Consider the following 17,066-nt stretch of genomic DNA (forward strand, 5'->3'; position numbering starts at 1 on the left):
AATGATCAGTCGTGCGCGTGTAGACCGGCTATCTGATAAAAAAACAACAAAATCAGTCGATTAGCCGTAGGGTAAGCAGAGAGCTACCCTGTTGTAGGCGGAATCGACCAGAATCAACCATGCAACTTGCCCGATTTTTCCGGGACTAACCAAGATCATTCACTAAGGAGCGTAGGAAAATGGAATCAGCCACTGAGCACCAAGGCCGCATTCTGCTGGTGGACGATGAGTCCGCCATCCTGCGTACTTTTCGCTACTGCCTTGAAGATGAAGGCTACAGCGTCGCTACGGCCAACAGCGCTGCACAAGCCGACGCGTTATTGCAACGTCAGGTCTTCGACTTGTGTTTCCTCGATTTGCGCCTGGGGGAAGACAATGGTCTCGATGTTTTGGCGCAAATGCGCATCCAGGCGCCGTGGATGCGTGTGGTCATCGTCACCGCGCACTCCGCGGTAGACACGGCAGTGGACGCGATCCAGGCCGGTGCCGCCGATTACCTGGTCAAACCGTGCAGCCCCGACCAACTGCGCCTGGCCACCGCCAAGCAACTGGAAGTGCGACAGCTGTCGGCCCGTCTGGAAGCCCTGGAAGGTGAAGTGCGCAAACCCAAGGATGGCCTGGACTCCCACAGCCCGGCGATGAAAGTGGTGCTCGAAACCGCCCGCCAGGTTGCCAGCACCGATGCCAACATTTTGATTCTTGGCGAGTCCGGTACCGGTAAAGGCGAGCTGTCCCAGGCCATACATGGCTGGAGCAAGCGCGCAAAGAAATCCTGCGTCACGATCAACTGTCCTTCCCTGACTGCCGAACTCATGGAAAGCGAGCTCTTCGGTCACAGCCGTGGTGCCTTCACCGGGGCCAGCGAAAGCACCTTGGGCCGTGTCAATCAGGCCGATGGCGGAACGCTGTTTCTTGACGAGATCGGCGACTTTCCCCTGACATTGCAGCCAAAGTTGCTGCGTTTTATCCAGGACAAGGAATACGAACGCGTCGGCGACCCGGTCACCCGCCGAGCCGATGTGCGAATTCTCGCGGCCACCAACCTCAATCTGGAGGACATGGTCCGTGACGGCCGTTTCCGTGAAGACCTCCTTTATCGCCTGAACGTGATCACCTTGCACCTGCCGCCCTTGCGGGAGCGCAGGGAAGACATCCTGAACCTGGCCGATCGTTTTCTGGCTCGTTTCGTCAAGGAATACGCGCGTCCGGCGCGGGGTTTCAGCGATGCGGCCCGAGAAGCACTGCTCAGCTACCGCTGGCCGGGCAACATCCGCGAGCTGCGGAACGTGGTGGAGCGGGCGAGCATTATCTGTCCGCAAGAGCGGGTAGAGATCAGCCACCTGGGCATGGCCGAAACCCCGGTCAACAACGCGCCTCGTATCGGTGCCGCGTTGAGTCTGGATGAGTTGGAGAAGGCTCATATCGGCGCCGTCCTGGCCACCGCCGACACGCTGGACCAAGCCGCCAAGACGTTGGGCATCGACGCTTCGACGCTGTACCGCAAACGCAAGCAGTACAACCTGTGAGCCCCGCCCGATGAAACTGGCGATGAAGTTGCGCACTCGGCTGTTTCTGAGCATTTCCGCACTGATCACCGTCGCGCTGCTCGGGCTCTTGCTCGGTCTGGTCAGCGTGATGCAAATGGCGGGCACTCAGGAAGCGCTGATCCGGAACAACTTCGTCACCCTCGACCTGGGGCTGAAATTGCGCCAGACCCTTGGCGACCAGTTGATCATCATGCTCAACGAGCATCCGGATCCTGCTGCATTCGAGCAGTCCAGGCAGCACTATTATCGGTTGCTGGATGAAGGCATTGCCCTTACCGATGCCGGCAATGACGTCCAGTACGGTTTTGCACAGGCCAAGGCTGACTACCAGCGCTTCATGCAGGCGTACGACCAGACACCAGAAACGTCGCGCGTGTTGACGGGCACCAGTGAACTCACCGAAAAATTCAATACGCTGCGCCATGGCTTGATCGCCGAGCACAAGCGTGCGCTGGAATACATCAATGTCATCGAGCGCCAGGCCCGGGAGCGGGCGCTGCTGGTGGCCGGTCTGCTTGGGCTGGTGGGGTTGGCGGTTCTGATCATCGGTTTCGTGACCGCGCACGCCATCGCCCGGCGTTTCGGCGCACCGATAGAGGCCTTGGCCCAGGCGGCGGATAACATCGGGCAAGGCAATTTCGAAGTGACCCTGCCTATTTCTTCGGCAGAGGAAATGAACCAGCTGACCAAACGCTTCGGGATCATGGCCGAGGCCCTGCGCGAGCATCAGGCGACCAATATCGACGAGCTGCTCGCCGGTCAGCAGCGTTTACAGGCGGTACTCGACAGCATCGACGACGGGTTGCTGATGATCGACCGCGAAGGGCAGTTGGAACACCTCAACCCCGTGGCACAGCGTCAATTGGGTTGGGACACCGATCGGCTCGGCCAGGGGCTGGGCACCGCGCTGGAGCGCCCCGAGCTTGATGGACAGCTGCAACTGGTGCTGCGCGGCGGGACTCTGGAGCGGGCCCCGGAAGACTTGAGCATCGAGGTCGATGGTGAGTCGCGATTGTTGACGTATAGCCTGACCCCCGTCAGCCATACCCAGGGCCATATTCTCGGCGCCGTGATGGTGTTGCATGACGTCACCGAGCAGCGTGCATTTGAACGGGTACGCAGCGAGTTCGTGTTGCGCGCTTCCCATGAGTTGCGCACACCGGTCACCGGGATGCATATGGCGTTCGGCCTGTTCCGCGAGCGCGCGCATTTCGCCCAGGACTCCCGTGAAGCCGATCTGCTGGACACCGTGAATGAAGAGATGCAGCGCTTGATGCAGTTGATCAACGACCTGCTGAACTTCTCCCGCTATCAGAACGGATTGCAGAAACTCACCCTGGCGCCGTGTTCCATCGACGATTTGCTGGAGCAGGCTCGGGAACGTTATGCCGGCGTGGCGGTGGAGAAGGGCATCAGCCTGTTGGTGGAAGTGCAGGGCCCATTGCCCTGGCTGCAGGCCGATCAGCCTCAGCTGGACCGGGTGCTCGATAACCTGATCGACAATGCCTTGCGCCATACCGGCACCGACGGGCAGATACGCTTGCAGGCTCGGCGTCATGGGGAGCGGGTGATCATCAGCGTTGAAGACAACGGCGAAGGCATTGCCTACGGCCAGCAGGGGCGGATCTTCGAACCCTTTGTCCAGGTCGGCCGCAAAAAGGGCGGTGCCGGGCTCGGCCTCGCGCTGTGCAAGGAAATCGTGCAGTTGCATGGCGGTCGGATGGGTGTCTATTCGCGGCCGGGGCAGGGCACTCAGTTCTACATGGCGTTGGCGGTGTAAGCAGCTTTCACGCTTCGTCATCCAGGCGTCTGCCCGCCAGCCGGCGGCCACGGGTGATCAGTTCAATGAACTGCACAGCGCTCAACGCATGGGCGAACAGCCAGCCCTGACCATATTTCACCCCTTCGCTGCTCAGAAACGCCGCTTGCGCTTCATGTTCGATGCCCTCGGCAATCACTTTCAGTTGCAGGGCCTGGGCCATGTGGATGATGTGCGGTGCCACGCCACTACTGGCGGCGTCATGGCCCAGCGCGTCGATAAACGCCTTGTCGATCTTCAGGCAATCCACCGGCAGGGTTTGCAGGTAGGCGAGGCTGCAATAGCCGGTGCCGAAGTCGTCGATCAGTACCTGATGCCCGACATCGCGCAAGGCCTGCAGGTTTTCCCGGGCCACCACCACATCGATCAAGCCCCGTTCGGTGACCTCGAACGCGATCTGCTTGGCCGCGACCCGATGCAACGTCAGCAAGCGCGCCATCACTTGGCCGATACGCGGCACCATGACGTCGCAGGCTGCGAGGTTGACCGAGATGTACAACTGCGGATTGGCCCGCAATAAATGACCAAGCTGCTCAAGCAGGCGCTGCAGGACGAAGTCGGTCATCTGGCGGATCTGGCCGGTGTTTTCGGCCATGGGGATGAACAAGTCGGGGCTGGTCAGGGTGCCATCCGGTCTGCGCCAGCGGAGCAAGGCTTCTGCCCCGACACAATTGCGGCTGTCGAGGTCGAAAATCGGTTGATACAACACCTGCAACTCGCCTCGCCGAATGGCGCCAGTCAGTTCGGCATCCATCGACTGTCGCTGCTTGACCAGCAGGAACACCAGAAAACCCACGCAGATGCCCAGCGCCAGGCTGGCTGGCAACAGCCACCACCAGACCGCAGGCACGTGCATGCCGGTACGCGGCGTTATAAGTACAAGCTGGTATTCCGGATTGTTGGTGGGCATGCGGTAAATCAAGCGTGTGTGCGTGACTTGCAGCGCATCGGGACTTTTCGGGGGCCAGGGTTCGGTCGGTGGCCAGGCCTGCGACACACCCAGTACCGGAATCGCCCGCGTGCCGTGGTCGAGTACCACCAACAGGCTGCTTCCGGGCGACAGGTCGACCATATCGGTCAAATGCCCGCGGGAGGTCGCGACGCGAAAATTACCGCGCCCGAGCATCAGCGCGGCACGGTTTTCATCAGGCTCGGTGGTGGTGTTCAGCCAATAGCTATAGGTGGGGCCCTTGATATCCGGCGGCCGTAGCAGCGACAGCCCTTCCTGGCGGGGTCGGTTGGAGCAGATCCGCGAATCGTCCCGATAAGCCGCTTCGTAAACGAAACGGTAATTGAAACTGACTTGCTGCAAGGTCGCGATCATCTCGTCGTCGCAGCCCCGCAGCGGCTGCGCTTCGAGGTCGTCGAGGCTTTCACGCAACTGGCCGAACAGCTGCTCCAGACGGGCCAGGAAGCGTTCGCCCTGGGCGTTCATTTCCTCGCTTTCGCTTTGCTCGACCTGATGCATGGCCACAAACAGACTGCCTGTCATTAGCAGGGTTGCGCTCAAGGCAGCAGCCAGCATCGCCAAAAACCAAGGGCGATAGAACCATCGACGTAATGTCTCTTTAGCAGCAGGCATTGGGTACATCCGAAGAATTACCAATGAGTTATAGCTGCTGATTGAAAAAAAGCTCTTACCGTCGGGCGGGCGTCATTATTTTGTCTGATTCAAAACGTGTAAAAGTGCCGCGGTTTGCGCATCCGGGGTGCCGTCGAAGCGGGTCGGTCGGAAGTGCATCTGGAAGGCCGCAATCACATGGCGCGTCGCGACATCCAGTTCGCCGGTTTGCGGCGTGGGGTAACCCAGGCGGGCCAGCTGCGCCTGATACCAACCGATGCTTGGCAACTGGACGCCGAACTGCACTTGCTGGCGCGCCACGGCCTGCTCGTTTGGCCAGACGCCCAAACCTTCGGCTGCCAGGCGTTTCCAGGGGAACAGCGGTCCCGGATCAAGCTTGCGCAACGGTGCGATGTCGCTATGACCGATGATGTTGCGCGGGCTGATGGCGTAGCGCTTGCTGATGTCCTTGAGCAACACAATCAGCGACTGCACCTGGGCTTCGCTGTAGGGATACCAGAGGCGCTCCCCGTTTGGCGTGTCCTTGAAGCCGGGATTGACGATTTCGATGCCCAGGGAACTGGAGTTCAACCAGGTCCGACCTTGCCACTCGCTTTCGCCGGCGTGCCAGGCCCGCAGGTTTTCATCCATCAGCTTAAAGATGGTGGCGTTTTTGTCATCACCAATCAGGTAATGGCTGCTGACTTCGCCATGGGTCAGCAACTGCAGCGAGCGCTCCTGCGATGCGGAGGTGTAATGCACCACCACGAACTGGATGCGGCTGTCGTGATTGACCGAGGCATGACTGGTGTCGAACCGGGGGCCGCTGGCACAACCGGCCAACAGAACCAGCGAGGCGAGGAAAGCAAAAAATTTCATGGCAGGAGGCAATACACGCAAGACAATAATGCAACAGTGTAACGTACTGCTTTGCGCACAGACGGGCGGCACGGTGATTTAAACAAATTGGAACAATTGGTCCTAACCGATTTGCACCTGGTTCCGTCCAGCATGTTTCGCCTTGTATAGCGCCTGATCGGCCCTTTTCAGCACCAGATCGCTGTGTTCGCCGGCTTTGAACTCGGTTAGCCCTATGGAAAGGGTGATAGTCACCGGCTCGCCCTTGAAGTGGAAAGGACAGGCTTCGATGGCGGTTCGCAGATTTTCCAGCAGTTTCACGCCGGTCCCCACACCCGTTGCGGGCATCAGCAAAACAAATTCTTCACCGCCGAAGCGCGCAATGAAATCTGTCCCGCGAAGGCGCTTGCGCAGCACGCCGGCGATGATTTTCAGCACTTTGTCGCCCGCCAGATGGCCATAGTTGTCGTTGATGCGTTTGAAATGGTCGAGGTCTAGCATGGCCAGCGACAAGGTATTGCCCTGTTGCTGCCACAGGCAGATTTCATGGTCGAGCCGTTCGCTCCAGGCCGCCCGATTGGGCAGGCCGGTCAGCGGGTCGATCAAGGCTTTCTGGCGCTGCTCCTCGAGGTGTTCGCGAAAGCCCAGAGCTTCCTGTTCCATGTGGGCAACCCGTTCGGCCAGGCTGTGCAGGCGGCCGGCCATCTCTTGCTCACGCTCGTCGCGCTGCTTGCGGTGCTGTTCCATGGTATCGAGCAGGCCTTCGAGATGGTTTTCCAGGACGTGCTTGAGATCGCCCAGGTCGGCCGCTTCGTGCATGCTGCTCTGCAAGCCGTCGACCTGTTCGCGGATCTGCGTATCCATTGCCTGCGCGGCAAAACGGCTGTCGGCATGCCCGGCGCTGGCGGCTTGCAGATTGCTCTGGAACGACTCCAGGCGCTCGTTCAAGCGCTGCAAGTACGTTTCGAATTCGTGTTGGCCGCTGTCGGAAATCGCCAACATCAAGGTTGCCAGATCGTCGAGGATCGGCAGCAGTTCGTACCAGTTCAGCCCGTTTTGCAGACGCTCACGCATCGATTCGGCTTGCGGGCGGTGACGCTCGGGCAACGTCAGGTCGTCGAGCAACCCCAGCAGCGTGTCTTCGATATGCCTGGCCACCGAGCTGTAGGACGGCTCCGGGGAGTCCGGCAGCGCATAAAGCATGTCGTGCTCGCTGAGGTGCGGATCGGCGACGGCCAGGGCAGAAGGGGGTGGCGGGGTATCGGGAGGTTCCGCGATAGTCGGCTCGTGGGGGTCGCAGGCCGCTTCAGCCTCAATTGCCGGGGCGACCAGGGGTGTTGCCGGCACTTCGGGTTGTTCGATATCCCCTTGAGTACGCACCTCGGCTTCCCGCTGCGGCTCAATGATAGGCAGGGCATGGGTCTGCGGGGTGGAGGGCTCCACTGTGTTGGCTGATGCCTGGATCTTTTGCGGTTCGATGACGGCCACGGCAGCGACGGGTCGCGCCACAGGCACCTCGGCGACGGCAGAAGCGAGACTGACAGTAGTAGCTGACCGCGTCGCGGCAATCGGCGCCGAGACGGCTTTGGCAGGCTGCACGGTGGGTGCCTGCGCTGTGAGAGCGACCACGGACGCTGCGTCATCCGCTTCACGGTGACCGAACAGCCGCTGCAACAGGCCGGGGCGACCGGGCTCTGCCGGGCTTTCAAGCTGACTCAGGGCTTTGGCTTGCAGGCTGCTCAGTTCGCTGAGCAGTAACGGAATCTCACGCACCTGACTGACGCGTGCGTCCAAGCGTTTGGCGAACTCCTTGAGGGGGCGGCTGACTTCCCGGGGCAGCGGCAATGTTTGCAGTTGCGCGACTAATGCGGTCAGTGCGGCACTGGTCTGATTGACCCGGGTTTCGCGGCGTTGTTCAGAGTCGAGCACGGCTTTCTCCAGCCGTGGCAGCAGGGCCGCCAGGCCGGCGTCCATGTCATTGGTGCGTATGACTTCGCGCATTTGCTTCATGCACTCGTCAACCGAGCGGTCGGTGCCCTCGGCCGCCAACGTGCTGCGCACCAGGCCACGACACAACAAGTCGAGCCGGGCATCCCATCGACGCTCGAGCTTTTCCTGTTGTTCGACGCTTTTGAGGTACTTTTCTTTCCAGCGCTGTGTTTCGTCGCTCATTCATGGGGTCCGCGATGGGCAGAACTCAACGCGGGCAATGCATCGGCCGTGAGCGAACCCGGCAGACGAATCTCTACCGCGACCGGCAGGTGATCGGAAATGGGTTGTGCCAGCACCTCGACCTTTTCCAGGGTCAGGGTCGGGCTGAGCAGAATATGGTCCAGGCAGCGTTGCGGGCGCCAACTGGGGAAGGTCGCTTCCAGCTGTGGTGCGAGCAGGCCGAGGTCGCGCAACGGCGAATTTTGCAGCAAGTCACTGGCATGGGTATTCATGTCGCCCATCAGCACCTGGTGTTTATAACCCCCGATCAACTCGCGAATGTATGCCAGTTGCATGCTGCGGGCGCGGGCACCCAGTGCCAGGTGCATCATGACCACCACCAGCGCTTCCGGACCTTCGCCGAAACGGACCAGGATCGCGCCGCGACCCTTGGGGCCCGGCAACGGATGGTCTTCAATCGCCCACGGGCGCAGGCGGCTGAGCACGCCATTGCTGTGCTGGCCGAGGCGACCGAGGTTGCGATTGAGTTGTTGATACCAGTAAGGGAACGCACCGAGCTGAGCCAGGTGCTCGACCTGATTGACGTAGCCGGATCGCAGGCTGCCGCCGTCGACTTCCTGCAGGGCGACCAGATCGAAGTCGCCCAGCAGATTGCCGATTTTTTGCAGATTGTTGGCACGCCCGGTGTGCGGCAACAGATGTTGCCAGCCGCGGGTCAGGTAATGCCGGTACCGCTCGGTACTGATGCCGACCTGGATATTGAAACTGAGCAAGCGCAGGCGACTGTCAGCGGGCAGCCCCGTCGATTCCAGGTGATGTTCGTTGACCCGCGGATCATGCAGGCCAACGACGCGTTCAGTACCCCAGCGGCGCATGGCAGGCCCCGCGCTTAGTTGGCGGCAGCCTTGTTAGCCGCTCGCTCTTTGTCGATCAGTTTGTCGGCCAGTTGCAATGCCTGCTCGGCGCCGCCGGCAGAGCCTACGTCGAAGCGATACTTGCCGTTGACGATCATGGTTGGAACGCCGGTGATTTCATATTTTTTGGCCAGGTCAGTGGCCTTGACGATCTGGCCCTTGATCGCGAAGGAGTCGAAGGTGGCCAGGAACTTGTCCTTGTCTACGCCCTGGGTGGCCAGGAAGTCTGCCATTTCATTCTTGTCGACCAGCTTCTTGTGTTCTTTCTGGATGGCGTTGAATACCGCAGCGTGCACCTTGTCTTCGACGCCCATGGCTTCAAGGGTCAGGAACAGCTGGCCGTGTGCGTTCCACGGGCCACCGAACATGGCTGGAATGCGCACGAAGTTCACGTCGGAAGGCAATTTCTCAACCCAAGGGTTGATCACCGGTTCGAAAGCATAGCAATGCGGGCAGCCGTACCAGAACAGCTCCACCACTTCGATCTTGCCCGGCACGGCAACCGGAACTGGATTGCTCAGTTCAACATAGGGTGCTGCGGGTGCTTCGGCGGCTTGGGCGGTCATGCCGAACAGGCTGGCAGCGACGAATGCGGCGCTGATGATCAGATTACGCATGCTTTACTCCTGGACAAATGGGGTCGCCTCGCGCGACCTGTCTTCAGACAGGTCATGGCGGGCTTGAGTTCTGTAGTGTAACGGCAGCGGCCACAAAAAAGGGCGGCCAAGGCCACCCTTTTTATGCTCGCATCGACAGATTAATCGAGCGTTAACGTTGCAATAGATGTGCATCCCGCGCAACGTTCGCTCGGCGGTCTCAGTGCAAGCCTTGAATGTAGCTGGAGACTGCAGCGATATCTTCGTCGCTCAGCTTTTTGGCGATGCTTTGCATCGGTTTGGTATCGCCATCGTTGGCCCGACCGCCTTCTTCCTTGCGGAAATCGGTCAGTTGCTTGGCAATATACTGAGCATGCTGCCCGCCGAGGTGGGGGAAGCCGGCCGCTGCGTTGCCCTTGCCGTCTGGCGAGTGGCAGCCGGTGCAGGATGGCAGGCCCTTGGCCAGGTCACCGCCGCGGAACAAGGCTTCACCGCGAGACACGACTTTCGGGTCGGCGGCGCCAACGCTGCCTTTCTGGCTGGCGAAGTAGGCGGAGATATCGGCCAGGTCCTGATCGCTCAGGTTGGTCAGCAGGCCGGTCATTTCCAGTACCGTGCGTTTGCCGGACTTGATGTCGTGCAACTGCTTGTTCAGATAACGTTCGCCCTGGCCCGCCAGTTTCGGAAAGTTAGGCGCCATGCTGTTGCCATCCGGGCCATGACAGGCGCCACATACTGCGGCTTTCGCCTGACCAGCAGTTGCATCACCTGCAGCATGGGCTACGCCGGAGATCCCCACGGTCAACAGCAGACTCACGATCAATTTGTTCATCAGCTAATCCAACTACGGCTAAGGGTTAAAGAGTTATGGACCGGAATCACTCGCTCATCCACTGGATGATGGCTCGATAATCCTCGGCACTGCAGTCCATGCACAAACCACGCGGCGGCATCGCCTTGAAACCCTGGGTCACGTGTTGCACCAGCGTCTCCATACCTTTCGCCAACCTCGGCGTCCAAGCTTCCTGATCGCCCTTCTTGGGCGCCATGGGTAGTTGGCCGGAATGACAGGCACCACAAACACGGTTGTACACAGCTTCCGGATCCTGTGTAGCCTGAGCGCTGTAAAGCGGCATCAAGACACCGGCAGCTAGCAGCCATTTCGTCATAAAACGACCTTTTCAGGGTTGAGAGCGTTTTGCGTTCTAATGCGCAATCAAGGTCAATCGCCCTCGTGAACTTCATCCTACGCTGGGACAAAGCGCACACAAAATCTGCGGCATTATATACTGGCGTCACTGAAACGGAAACGACACCGCTTGCCGCGTCCATTCCCGGCGCCGCCCACATCGGAAATCCCATGCAATTCAAGAACCCCATCCTCGGCCTGTGCCAACAGTCCACCTTCATGCTCAGCGCTGCCAAAGTCGATCAATGTCCCGACGACGAAGGCTTTGAAGTGGCCTTCGCCGGGCGTTCCAACGCCGGCAAGTCCAGCGCGCTGAACACCCTGACGCACGCCAGCCTGGCGCGAACCTCGAAAACTCCGGGGCGCACACAGCTGCTGAACTTCTTCAAGCTAGACGATGAACGCCGTCTGGTCGACCTTCCGGGTTACGGTTACGCAAAAGTACCGATCCCGTTGAAGCTGCACTGGCAGCGTCACCTGGAAGCCTATCTGGGTGGCCGCGAAAGTTTGAAGGGTCTGATTCTGATGATGGATATCCGTCATCCAATGACCGATTTCGACCTGCTGATGCTCGACTGGGCCGTCGCCGCCGGCATGCCGATGCACATTCTGCTGACCAAAGCGGACAAGCTGACCTACGGCGCAGCAAAAAACACGCTGCTCAAGGTTCAGGCGGACATTCGTAAAGGTTGGGGCGATGCCGTGTCGATTCAGCTGTTTTCCGCGCCGAAACGCCTCGGCCTGGAAGACGCCTACACTGTGTTGGCAGGCTGGATGGAACTGGCGGACAAGGGCGCCGAGGTTGCCGAGTAAGGTTGCCAGATTAAATCGCGGGCAAAAAAAACCCCGGACTTCTATGGGGAGGGGGAAGTTCCGGGGTTCAAGTTCCGGACCGTTAGGGCGGGGTCCAGATATCTGCCAACACTTAACACAACATAGGAGCATCGAACGGCTTCACCAGCCATTCAGTAAATCTGAGTGGCATTTCACGGGTTTAGTTCCTGACGCGGTAAAAAACCATTGGAAATAAGCCCGCGCATTTTCCGATCTATGGTCCCCTGTAGGAGCCGGCTTGCTGGCGAAGGCGTTTTCATTGGCGCTGCAAGACTCGAGGCCGCCTTCGCTGGCAAGCCAGCTCCTACAGAACGCAGCGATCTTAAGACCATCGCAAGCAAGCTTGCTCCTACAGACAGAATGCGGCGATCTAGTGCGCCTCGTCCCAGTTATTGCCGACACCCACCTCGACCAGCAGCGGCACATCCAGTTGCGCGGCCCCGCTCATGTGCACGCGAATTTCCTCACACACCTGGTCGACCAGGTCTTCACGCACCTCAAGCACCAATTCATCGTGCACCTGCAGGATGACTTTGGCGTCGAGGCCTGACGAGGTCAGCCAGTTGTCCACGGCGACCATGGCTTTCTTGATGATGTCCGCCGCGGTGCCCTGCATCGGCGCGTTGATCGCCGTGCGCTCGGCGCCTTTGCGCAGGGCCGGGTTTTTCGCGTTGATTTCCGGCAGGTACAGACGACGACCGAAGATGGTTTCGACAAAACCCTGCTCGGCGGCCTGGGCGCGGGTGCGCTCCATGTACGCCAGCACGCCGGGATATCGGGTGAAGTAGCGGTCGATATAAGCCTGGGACTGCTTGCGATCGACGCCAATCTGCTTGGCCAGGCCAAAGGCGCTCATGCCGTAGATCAAACCGAAGTTGATGGCCTTGGCGCTACGCCGTTGGTCGGTGGTGACCGCGTCCAGCTCAACGCCGAAGACTTCCGCCGCGGTGGCCTTATGCACGTCCAGGTCGTTGCGGAAGGCGTACAGCAAGCCTTCGTCCTTGGCCAGGTGAGCCATGATCCGCAGTTCGATCTGCGAATAGTCCGCGGCCAGCAGTTTGTAGCCTTTTGGCGCGACGAACGCCTGGCGAATCCGCCGGCCTTCAGCGGTACGGATCGGAATGTTCTGCAGGTTCGGATCGATCGACGACAAGCGTCCGGTGGCGGCGACGGCTTGCTGATAAGACGTATGGATGCGGCCGGTGCGAGCATTGATCTGCTCTGGCAAACGGTCGGTGTAGGTGCTTTTGAGTTTGCTCAGCGAGCGGTACTGCATCAGCACCTTGGGCAACGGGTAATCCTGTTCGGCCAGTTCGGCCAACACCGCTTCGGCCGTCGAGGCCTGGCCCTTGGCGGTTTTGCTAAGCACCGGCAAACCGAGCTTTTCGTAAAGGATCACCCCCAGTTGTTTCGGCGAGCCGAGGTTGAACTCTTCACCTGCGATGGCGAAGGCCTCGCGCTCCAGGGCGACCAGTTTCTCGCCCAACTCGACGCTCTGGATGCCCAGCAGGTTGGCGTCCACGAGCGCGCCCTGGCGTTCGATACGGGCCAGTACCGGCATCAGCGGCATTTCAATCTCGTTCAGCACTTTGCCCAGGCTTGGCGTGGCGGCCAGCTTTTCCTGCAACGCCAGGTGCAGGCGGAAGGTGACATCGGCATCTTCGGCGGCATAGGGACCCGCCAGCTCAAGCGAGATCTGGTCAAAGGTCAGCTGCTTGACGCCTTTGCCCGCGATCTCGTGAATGTCGGTCTTGCTTTGGCCCAGGTACTTGAGCGCCAGGCTGTCCATGTCGTGACGGGTGGCCGTCGAGTCGAGTACGTAAGACTCGAGCATGGTGTCGTAGGCGATACCCCGGACAATGATCCCGTTGCTCTGATCGCCACCGATGGCGCAGTTGGCCAGGATGTTGGTTTCGAACTTGGCGTGCTGGCCGACTTTCAGTTTATTCGGGTTTTCCAGCAGCGGCTTCAGCGCCAGCAGCACCGTGTCGCGATCCAGTTGTTCCGGCACGCCCATGTAGGAATGGGTCAGCGGAATGTAGGCTGCTTCGTTGGCTGCGACGGAAAACGACAGGCCTACCAGTTGCGAGTGCTGGGCATCGGTGCCATTGGTCTCGGTGACGAAGGCGATCAGCGGTGCCTTGGCGAGTTTGTCCAGCCAGGCTTCGAAGCGTTTCTGGTCGAGGATGGTTTCGTATTTCGCCGCGACGGCGCCTGGCTGCTCTTCAACGACCTCGACAAGGTCCTGGCCCGAACGCTTGGCGTCGCGCTGGTTCTCGTCGAACCAGCTCTTGAATTCCAGCAGGGTGTAAAGCTCGGCGAGTTTGTCGTGGTCCGGCTTGCCCATTTGCAAGTCGTCCAGGCCGACATCCAGCGGTACGTCGATCTTGATCGTCGCCAGCCGGTAGGAAAGAAACGCCATCTCCTTGTGTTCTTCAAGCTTGGCCGGCAGGGTCTTGGCCCCGCGAATCGGCAGGGTCGGCACGATGTCGAGCTGCGCGTAAAGCTCGGTCAGGCCGCCGTTCACACCGACCAGCAGCCCGGAAGCGGTCTTCGGGCCGATGCCCGGAACGCCCGGAATGTTGTCGGACGAATCGCCCATCAATGCCAGATAATCGATGATCTGCTCGGGAGCGACGCCGAATTTCTCCTTCACGCCCTCCACGTCCAGCGCGCTACCGGTCATGGTATTGACCAAGGTAATGTGCCCGTCGACCAGTTGCGCCATGTCCTTGTCGCCGGTGGAGATCACCACCGGGCGGTCGGCGGCCGCACTGCTGCGGGCCAGGGTGCCGATCACGTCGTCCGCTTCGACGTTGTCCACGCACAGCAATGGAAAGCCCAGGGCCTTGACGCTGGCGTGCAGTGGCTCGATCTGGACGCGCATGTCGTCGGGCATGCTCGGACGGTTGGCCTTGTATTCGGCGAACATTTCGTCGCGGAATGTCCCGCCCTTGGCGTCGAACACCACGGCGAACGGGCTGTCCGGGTACTGCTTGCGCAGACTCTTGAGCATGTTCAACACGCCTTTGACCGCACCGGTCGGCAGGCCTTTGGACGTGGTGAGCGGTGGCAGGGCGTGAAACGCGCGGTACAGGTAAGAAGAACCGTCCACCAGGACGAGGGGGGCTTGGCTCATGAGCAGGATCAACCTTTTCGGCGGGTCCGGCGCTAGAATAGCGGGACCGTTGACGACAAAGGGACAAGGTTATCATGCGCACACTAAATCGCTTGCTGTTGGCTGGCTTGTTTGCAACCGTTCCGTTCGCCGTCATGGCGGCGGATGATGCGCCGACTCCGGAGCCAGAAGTCACGATCCGCACGGAAGGGGACAAGGTCATTCAGGAATACCGCCAAAACGGTTTCCTGTACGCGATCAAGGTCACGCCGAAGGGCGCACCACCGTATTTTCTGGTGCGCGCGGACGGTACAGATGCAAACTTCATCCGCTCGGATCAGCCCGATATGCTGATTCCGTCGTGGAAGATCTTCGAGTGGAAATAGTTTCCTAATTTCAATCGGCGCTGGCTCAAGTGGCAGCGCCCGTACTGGCAGTTTTAACCATGTCTGTGTTTACCCCGCTGGCTCGGCCCGAGCTGGAAACCTTTCTCGCCCCATACGGGCTCGGCCGCCTGCTCGACTTTCAGGGGATTGCCGCCGGTAGCGAAAACACCAATTTCTTTATCAGCCTGGAGCAGGGCGAATTTGTCCTGACCCTGGTTGAGCGCGGTCCCGTTCAGGAAATGCCGTTCTTCATCGAACTGCTCGATGTGCTGCACGACGCCGACTTGCCGGTGCCCTACGCGCTGCGCACTACTGATGGCGTGGCCTTGCGCGAGCTGGCGGGCAAACCGGCGCTGTTGCAACCGCGCCTCGCCGGCAAGCACATCAAGCAGGCCAACGCCCAGCATTGCGCTCAGGTCGGCGAGCTGCTGGCGCATCTGCACCTGGCGACCCGGGCCAACATGATCAAGCGCAAGACCGATCGCGGCCTGGACTGGATGCAGGAGGAGGGCACGCAGCTGCTTTCTCACCTGAATGCCGGGCAGAGCGAGCTGTTGCAGCGGGCGCTCGACGAAATCACCCAGCAGAAAACCAAAATTCTGGCCCTGCCGCGCGCCAACATCCACGCCGACCTGTTTCGCGACAACGCGATGTTTGAAGGCACGCACCTGACCGGTTTGATCGACTTCTACAATGCCTGCTCGGGGCCGATGCTCTACGACGTGGCGATTGCCTTGAATGACTGGTGTTCGGACGAGGACGGGAAGATCGACGGGCCGCGGGCGCGGGCGTTGCTGGGCGCTTATGCTGCGTTGCGGCCGTTCACCGCTGCAGAAGCCGAACTGTGGCCGACCCTGTTGCGGGTGGCGTGTGTGCGGTTCTGGTTGTCGCGGTTGATCGCGGCCGAGTCGTTTGCCGGGCAGGATGTGTTGATTCACGATCCGATGGAGTTTGAGCAGCGGCTGGCGCAGCGGCAGAAGGTCAATACACCGTTGCCTTTCGCGCTCTAAAAGCTAAAAGCTTCGCGAGCAAGCCCGCTCCCACAGGTGTTGTGTCGTTCACAAATTTGGCGAACGACACAACACCTGTGGGAGCGGGCTTGCTCGCGAAGGGGGGCGACACAGTTTTGAGTTACAACGACTCCAGGCACCCCGCCAAATCATTCCCCAGCTTCTCCAGCACCTGCTCATACCCCTGAGCGGTCGCCGGCGTGTACCCGCCCAGCGCATCCAGCTCCGCCAGTTTCACCGGCAAGCCGGCCACCAGGGTTTCCGCCAGCCGCGGACGCAGCGGTGGTTCGCTGAACACGCAGGTCTTGCCGACTTCCTGCAATCGCGTGCGCATCGCCGCGACGTGCTGGGCGCCAGGCTGCACTTCGGCAGCGACGCTGAACACGCCGGCATGCTTGAGGCCATAGGCGTCTTCGAAGTAATCGAAGGCTTCGTGGAACACGAAGTAAGGCTTGCCTTCAATGGCGGCCAGACGTTTCTTCAAGCGCAGATCCAGTGCGTCCAGGCGTTCATCGAAGGCCTTGAGATTGCTCTGGTAGCGGGCCGCATTGGCCGGGTCGGCAACACTCAGGTCGGCGGCCATTTTCGCCGCGATCACGCGTGCGTTGACCGACGATAACCACAGATGCGCATCCAGACTGCCGGGGCGGTGATCGTGGTCATGCTCGTCGGCTTCTTCGGCGTGGGAGTGGTTATCTTCGGCGAAACGGCGCAGTTTCAGGCCAGGCATATCTTGTACGGCGACGCTGGGCAGCGTGCGACCGTTCAGCACGCGAGGCAGGAAACCTTCCATGTCCGGACCGATCCAGTACAGCAGATCCACCGATTGCACCTTCCGTACGTCGGATGGGCGCAAGGCATAGTTATGCGGCGAGGCACCGGGGGGCAGCAGCACTTCGGGAATGGCCACGCCATCCTGCACTGCCGCGGCGATCAGCTGCAGGGGCTTGATGCTGGTAAGGACTTTGACGTCGGCTTGCACCGGACCGATCAGCAGCAAAGTTGCGATAAATGCGACAAAGATAGAAAAAAGTCGGGACACGATGACCACTCGAAGAGGCG

At 60.3% G+C, this 17,066-nt stretch carries 14 protein-coding genes; 5 read left to right on the top strand and 9 right to left on the bottom strand.

The genetic code is table 11. The features are described 5' to 3' along the window. The first annotated feature begins 179 nt into the window (after positions 1–179). Entirely contained in the window at positions 180–1,526 is a 1,347-nt protein-coding gene (gene algB, locus BZ163_RS34255) for a sigma-54-dependent response regulator transcription factor AlgB (RefSeq protein WP_128874642.1), read from the top strand. A 10-nt stretch (positions 1,527–1,536) separates the two neighbouring features. Further along, entirely contained in the window at positions 1,537–3,327 is a 1,791-nt protein-coding gene (locus BZ163_RS34260) for an ATP-binding protein (protein WP_128874643.1), read from the top strand. A gap of 7 nt (positions 3,328–3,334) precedes the next feature. Here the strand turns inward: BZ163_RS34260 and BZ163_RS34265 are convergent, their stop codons facing one another. The 7 genes from BZ163_RS34265 to BZ163_RS34295 all read right to left on the bottom strand — a co-directional run bounded on the left by BZ163_RS34265 (position 3,335) and on the right by BZ163_RS34295 (position 10,636). Further along, positions 3,335–4,948, bottom strand: a complete 1,614-nt coding sequence (locus BZ163_RS34265; protein WP_128874644.1) for an EAL domain-containing protein — start codon at positions 4,946–4,948, stop codon at positions 3,335–3,337. A gap of 75 nt (positions 4,949–5,023) precedes the next feature. After that, positions 5,024–5,806: an N-acetylmuramoyl-L-alanine amidase gene (locus BZ163_RS34270; RefSeq protein ID WP_128874645.1), complete on the bottom strand. Its 783-nt coding sequence runs from the start codon at positions 5,804–5,806 to the stop codon at positions 5,024–5,026. Positions 5,807–5,908: 102 nt separating this feature from the next. Next, on the bottom strand, positions 5,909–7,957 hold the full coding sequence (locus tag BZ163_RS34275) for a GGDEF domain-containing protein (RefSeq protein ID WP_128874646.1): 2,049 nt from the start codon (positions 7,955–7,957) through the stop codon (positions 5,909–5,911). Beyond that, a complete protein-coding gene (locus BZ163_RS34280) occupies positions 7,954–8,832 on the bottom strand; it encodes an endonuclease/exonuclease/phosphatase family protein (protein WP_128874647.1) in 879 nt (292 codons plus the stop codon). Before BZ163_RS34280 ends, BZ163_RS34275 begins: the two co-directional genes overlap by 4 nt. A gap of 14 nt (positions 8,833–8,846) precedes the next feature. After that, positions 8,847–9,488 (bottom strand): thiol:disulfide interchange protein DsbA/DsbL, encoded by a 642-nt coding sequence (locus tag BZ163_RS34285; protein ID WP_128874648.1) that lies wholly within the window; start codon positions 9,486–9,488, stop codon positions 8,847–8,849. 199 nt (positions 9,489–9,687) lie between these two features. Next, positions 9,688–10,299, bottom strand: a complete 612-nt coding sequence (locus BZ163_RS34290; protein WP_128874649.1) for a cytochrome c4 — start codon at positions 10,297–10,299, stop codon at positions 9,688–9,690. Between the two features lie 46 nt (positions 10,300–10,345). Further along, positions 10,346–10,636 carry a cytochrome c5 family protein gene (locus BZ163_RS34295; protein ID WP_128874650.1) on the bottom strand — a complete coding sequence of 97 codons (291 nt, stop codon included), beginning with the start codon at positions 10,634–10,636 and terminating at the stop codon, positions 10,346–10,348. 191 nt (positions 10,637–10,827) lie between these two features. Between BZ163_RS34295 and yihA the strand changes: the two genes are divergently transcribed. Then, positions 10,828–11,469 carry a ribosome biogenesis GTP-binding protein YihA/YsxC gene (gene yihA, locus BZ163_RS34300; RefSeq protein WP_128874651.1) on the top strand — a complete coding sequence of 214 codons (642 nt, stop codon included), beginning with the start codon at positions 10,828–10,830 and terminating at the stop codon, positions 11,467–11,469. A gap of 391 nt (positions 11,470–11,860) precedes the next feature. Here the strand turns inward: yihA and polA are convergent, their stop codons facing one another. Beyond that, positions 11,861–14,629: a DNA polymerase I gene (gene polA, locus BZ163_RS34310; protein WP_128874652.1), complete on the bottom strand. Its 2,769-nt coding sequence runs from the start codon at positions 14,627–14,629 to the stop codon at positions 11,861–11,863. 74 nt (positions 14,630–14,703) lie between these two features. Between polA and BZ163_RS34315 the strand changes: the two genes are divergently transcribed. Then, complete coding sequence (locus BZ163_RS34315) at positions 14,704–14,994, top strand: DUF2782 domain-containing protein (RefSeq protein WP_128874653.1); 291 nt, start codon at positions 14,704–14,706, stop codon at positions 14,992–14,994. Positions 14,995–15,053: 59 nt separating this feature from the next. Continuing rightward, positions 15,054–16,004 carry a homoserine kinase gene (locus BZ163_RS34320; protein WP_128874654.1) on the top strand — a complete coding sequence of 317 codons (951 nt, stop codon included), beginning with the start codon at positions 15,054–15,056 and terminating at the stop codon, positions 16,002–16,004. A gap of 121 nt (positions 16,005–16,125) precedes the next feature. On the opposite strand, the gene BZ163_RS34325 is transcribed toward BZ163_RS34320, so the two are convergent. Next, entirely contained in the window at positions 16,126–17,046 is a 921-nt protein-coding gene (locus BZ163_RS34325) for a zinc ABC transporter substrate-binding protein (protein WP_256579196.1), read from the bottom strand. Positions 17,047–17,066 lie beyond the last annotated feature (20 nt).

Source organism: Pseudomonas sp. VI4.1 (assembly GCF_002029345.1).
Taxonomy (GTDB): Bacteria; Pseudomonadota; Gammaproteobacteria; order Pseudomonadales; family Pseudomonadaceae; genus Aquipseudomonas.

Excerpts from the sequence above, each read along its gene's own strand:
- BZ163_RS34280 (WP_128874647.1), bottom strand. The coding sequence starts at position 8,832 with ATGCGCCGCTGGGGTACTGAACGCGTCGTTGGCCTGCATGATCCGCGG.
- BZ163_RS34295 (WP_128874650.1), bottom strand. The coding sequence starts at position 10,636 with ATGACGAAATGGCTGCTAGCTGCCGGTGTCTTGATGCCGCTTTACAGC.
- BZ163_RS34275 (WP_128874646.1), bottom strand. The coding sequence starts at position 7,957 with ATGAGCGACGAAACACAGCGCTGGAAAGAAAAGTACCTCAAAAGCGTC.
- polA (WP_128874652.1), bottom strand. The coding sequence starts at position 14,629 with ATGAGCCAAGCCCCCCTCGTCCTGGTGGACGGTTCTTCTTACCTGTAC.
- BZ163_RS34265 (WP_128874644.1), bottom strand. The coding sequence starts at position 4,948 with ATGCCTGCTGCTAAAGAGACATTACGTCGATGGTTCTATCGCCCTTGG.
- algB (WP_128874642.1), top strand. The coding sequence starts at position 180 with ATGGAATCAGCCACTGAGCACCAAGGCCGCATTCTGCTGGTGGACGAT.
- BZ163_RS34260 (WP_128874643.1), top strand. The coding sequence starts at position 1,537 with ATGAAACTGGCGATGAAGTTGCGCACTCGGCTGTTTCTGAGCATTTCC.
- BZ163_RS34270 (WP_128874645.1), bottom strand. The coding sequence starts at position 5,806 with ATGAAATTTTTTGCTTTCCTCGCCTCGCTGGTTCTGTTGGCCGGTTGT.
- BZ163_RS34315 (WP_128874653.1), top strand. The coding sequence starts at position 14,704 with ATGCGCACACTAAATCGCTTGCTGTTGGCTGGCTTGTTTGCAACCGTT.
- BZ163_RS34290 (WP_128874649.1), bottom strand. The coding sequence starts at position 10,299 with ATGAACAAATTGATCGTGAGTCTGCTGTTGACCGTGGGGATCTCCGGC.
- BZ163_RS34285 (WP_128874648.1), bottom strand. The coding sequence starts at position 9,488 with ATGCGTAATCTGATCATCAGCGCCGCATTCGTCGCTGCCAGCCTGTTC.
- yihA (WP_128874651.1), top strand. The coding sequence starts at position 10,828 with ATGCAATTCAAGAACCCCATCCTCGGCCTGTGCCAACAGTCCACCTTC.
- BZ163_RS34320 (WP_128874654.1), top strand. The coding sequence starts at position 15,054 with ATGTCTGTGTTTACCCCGCTGGCTCGGCCCGAGCTGGAAACCTTTCTC.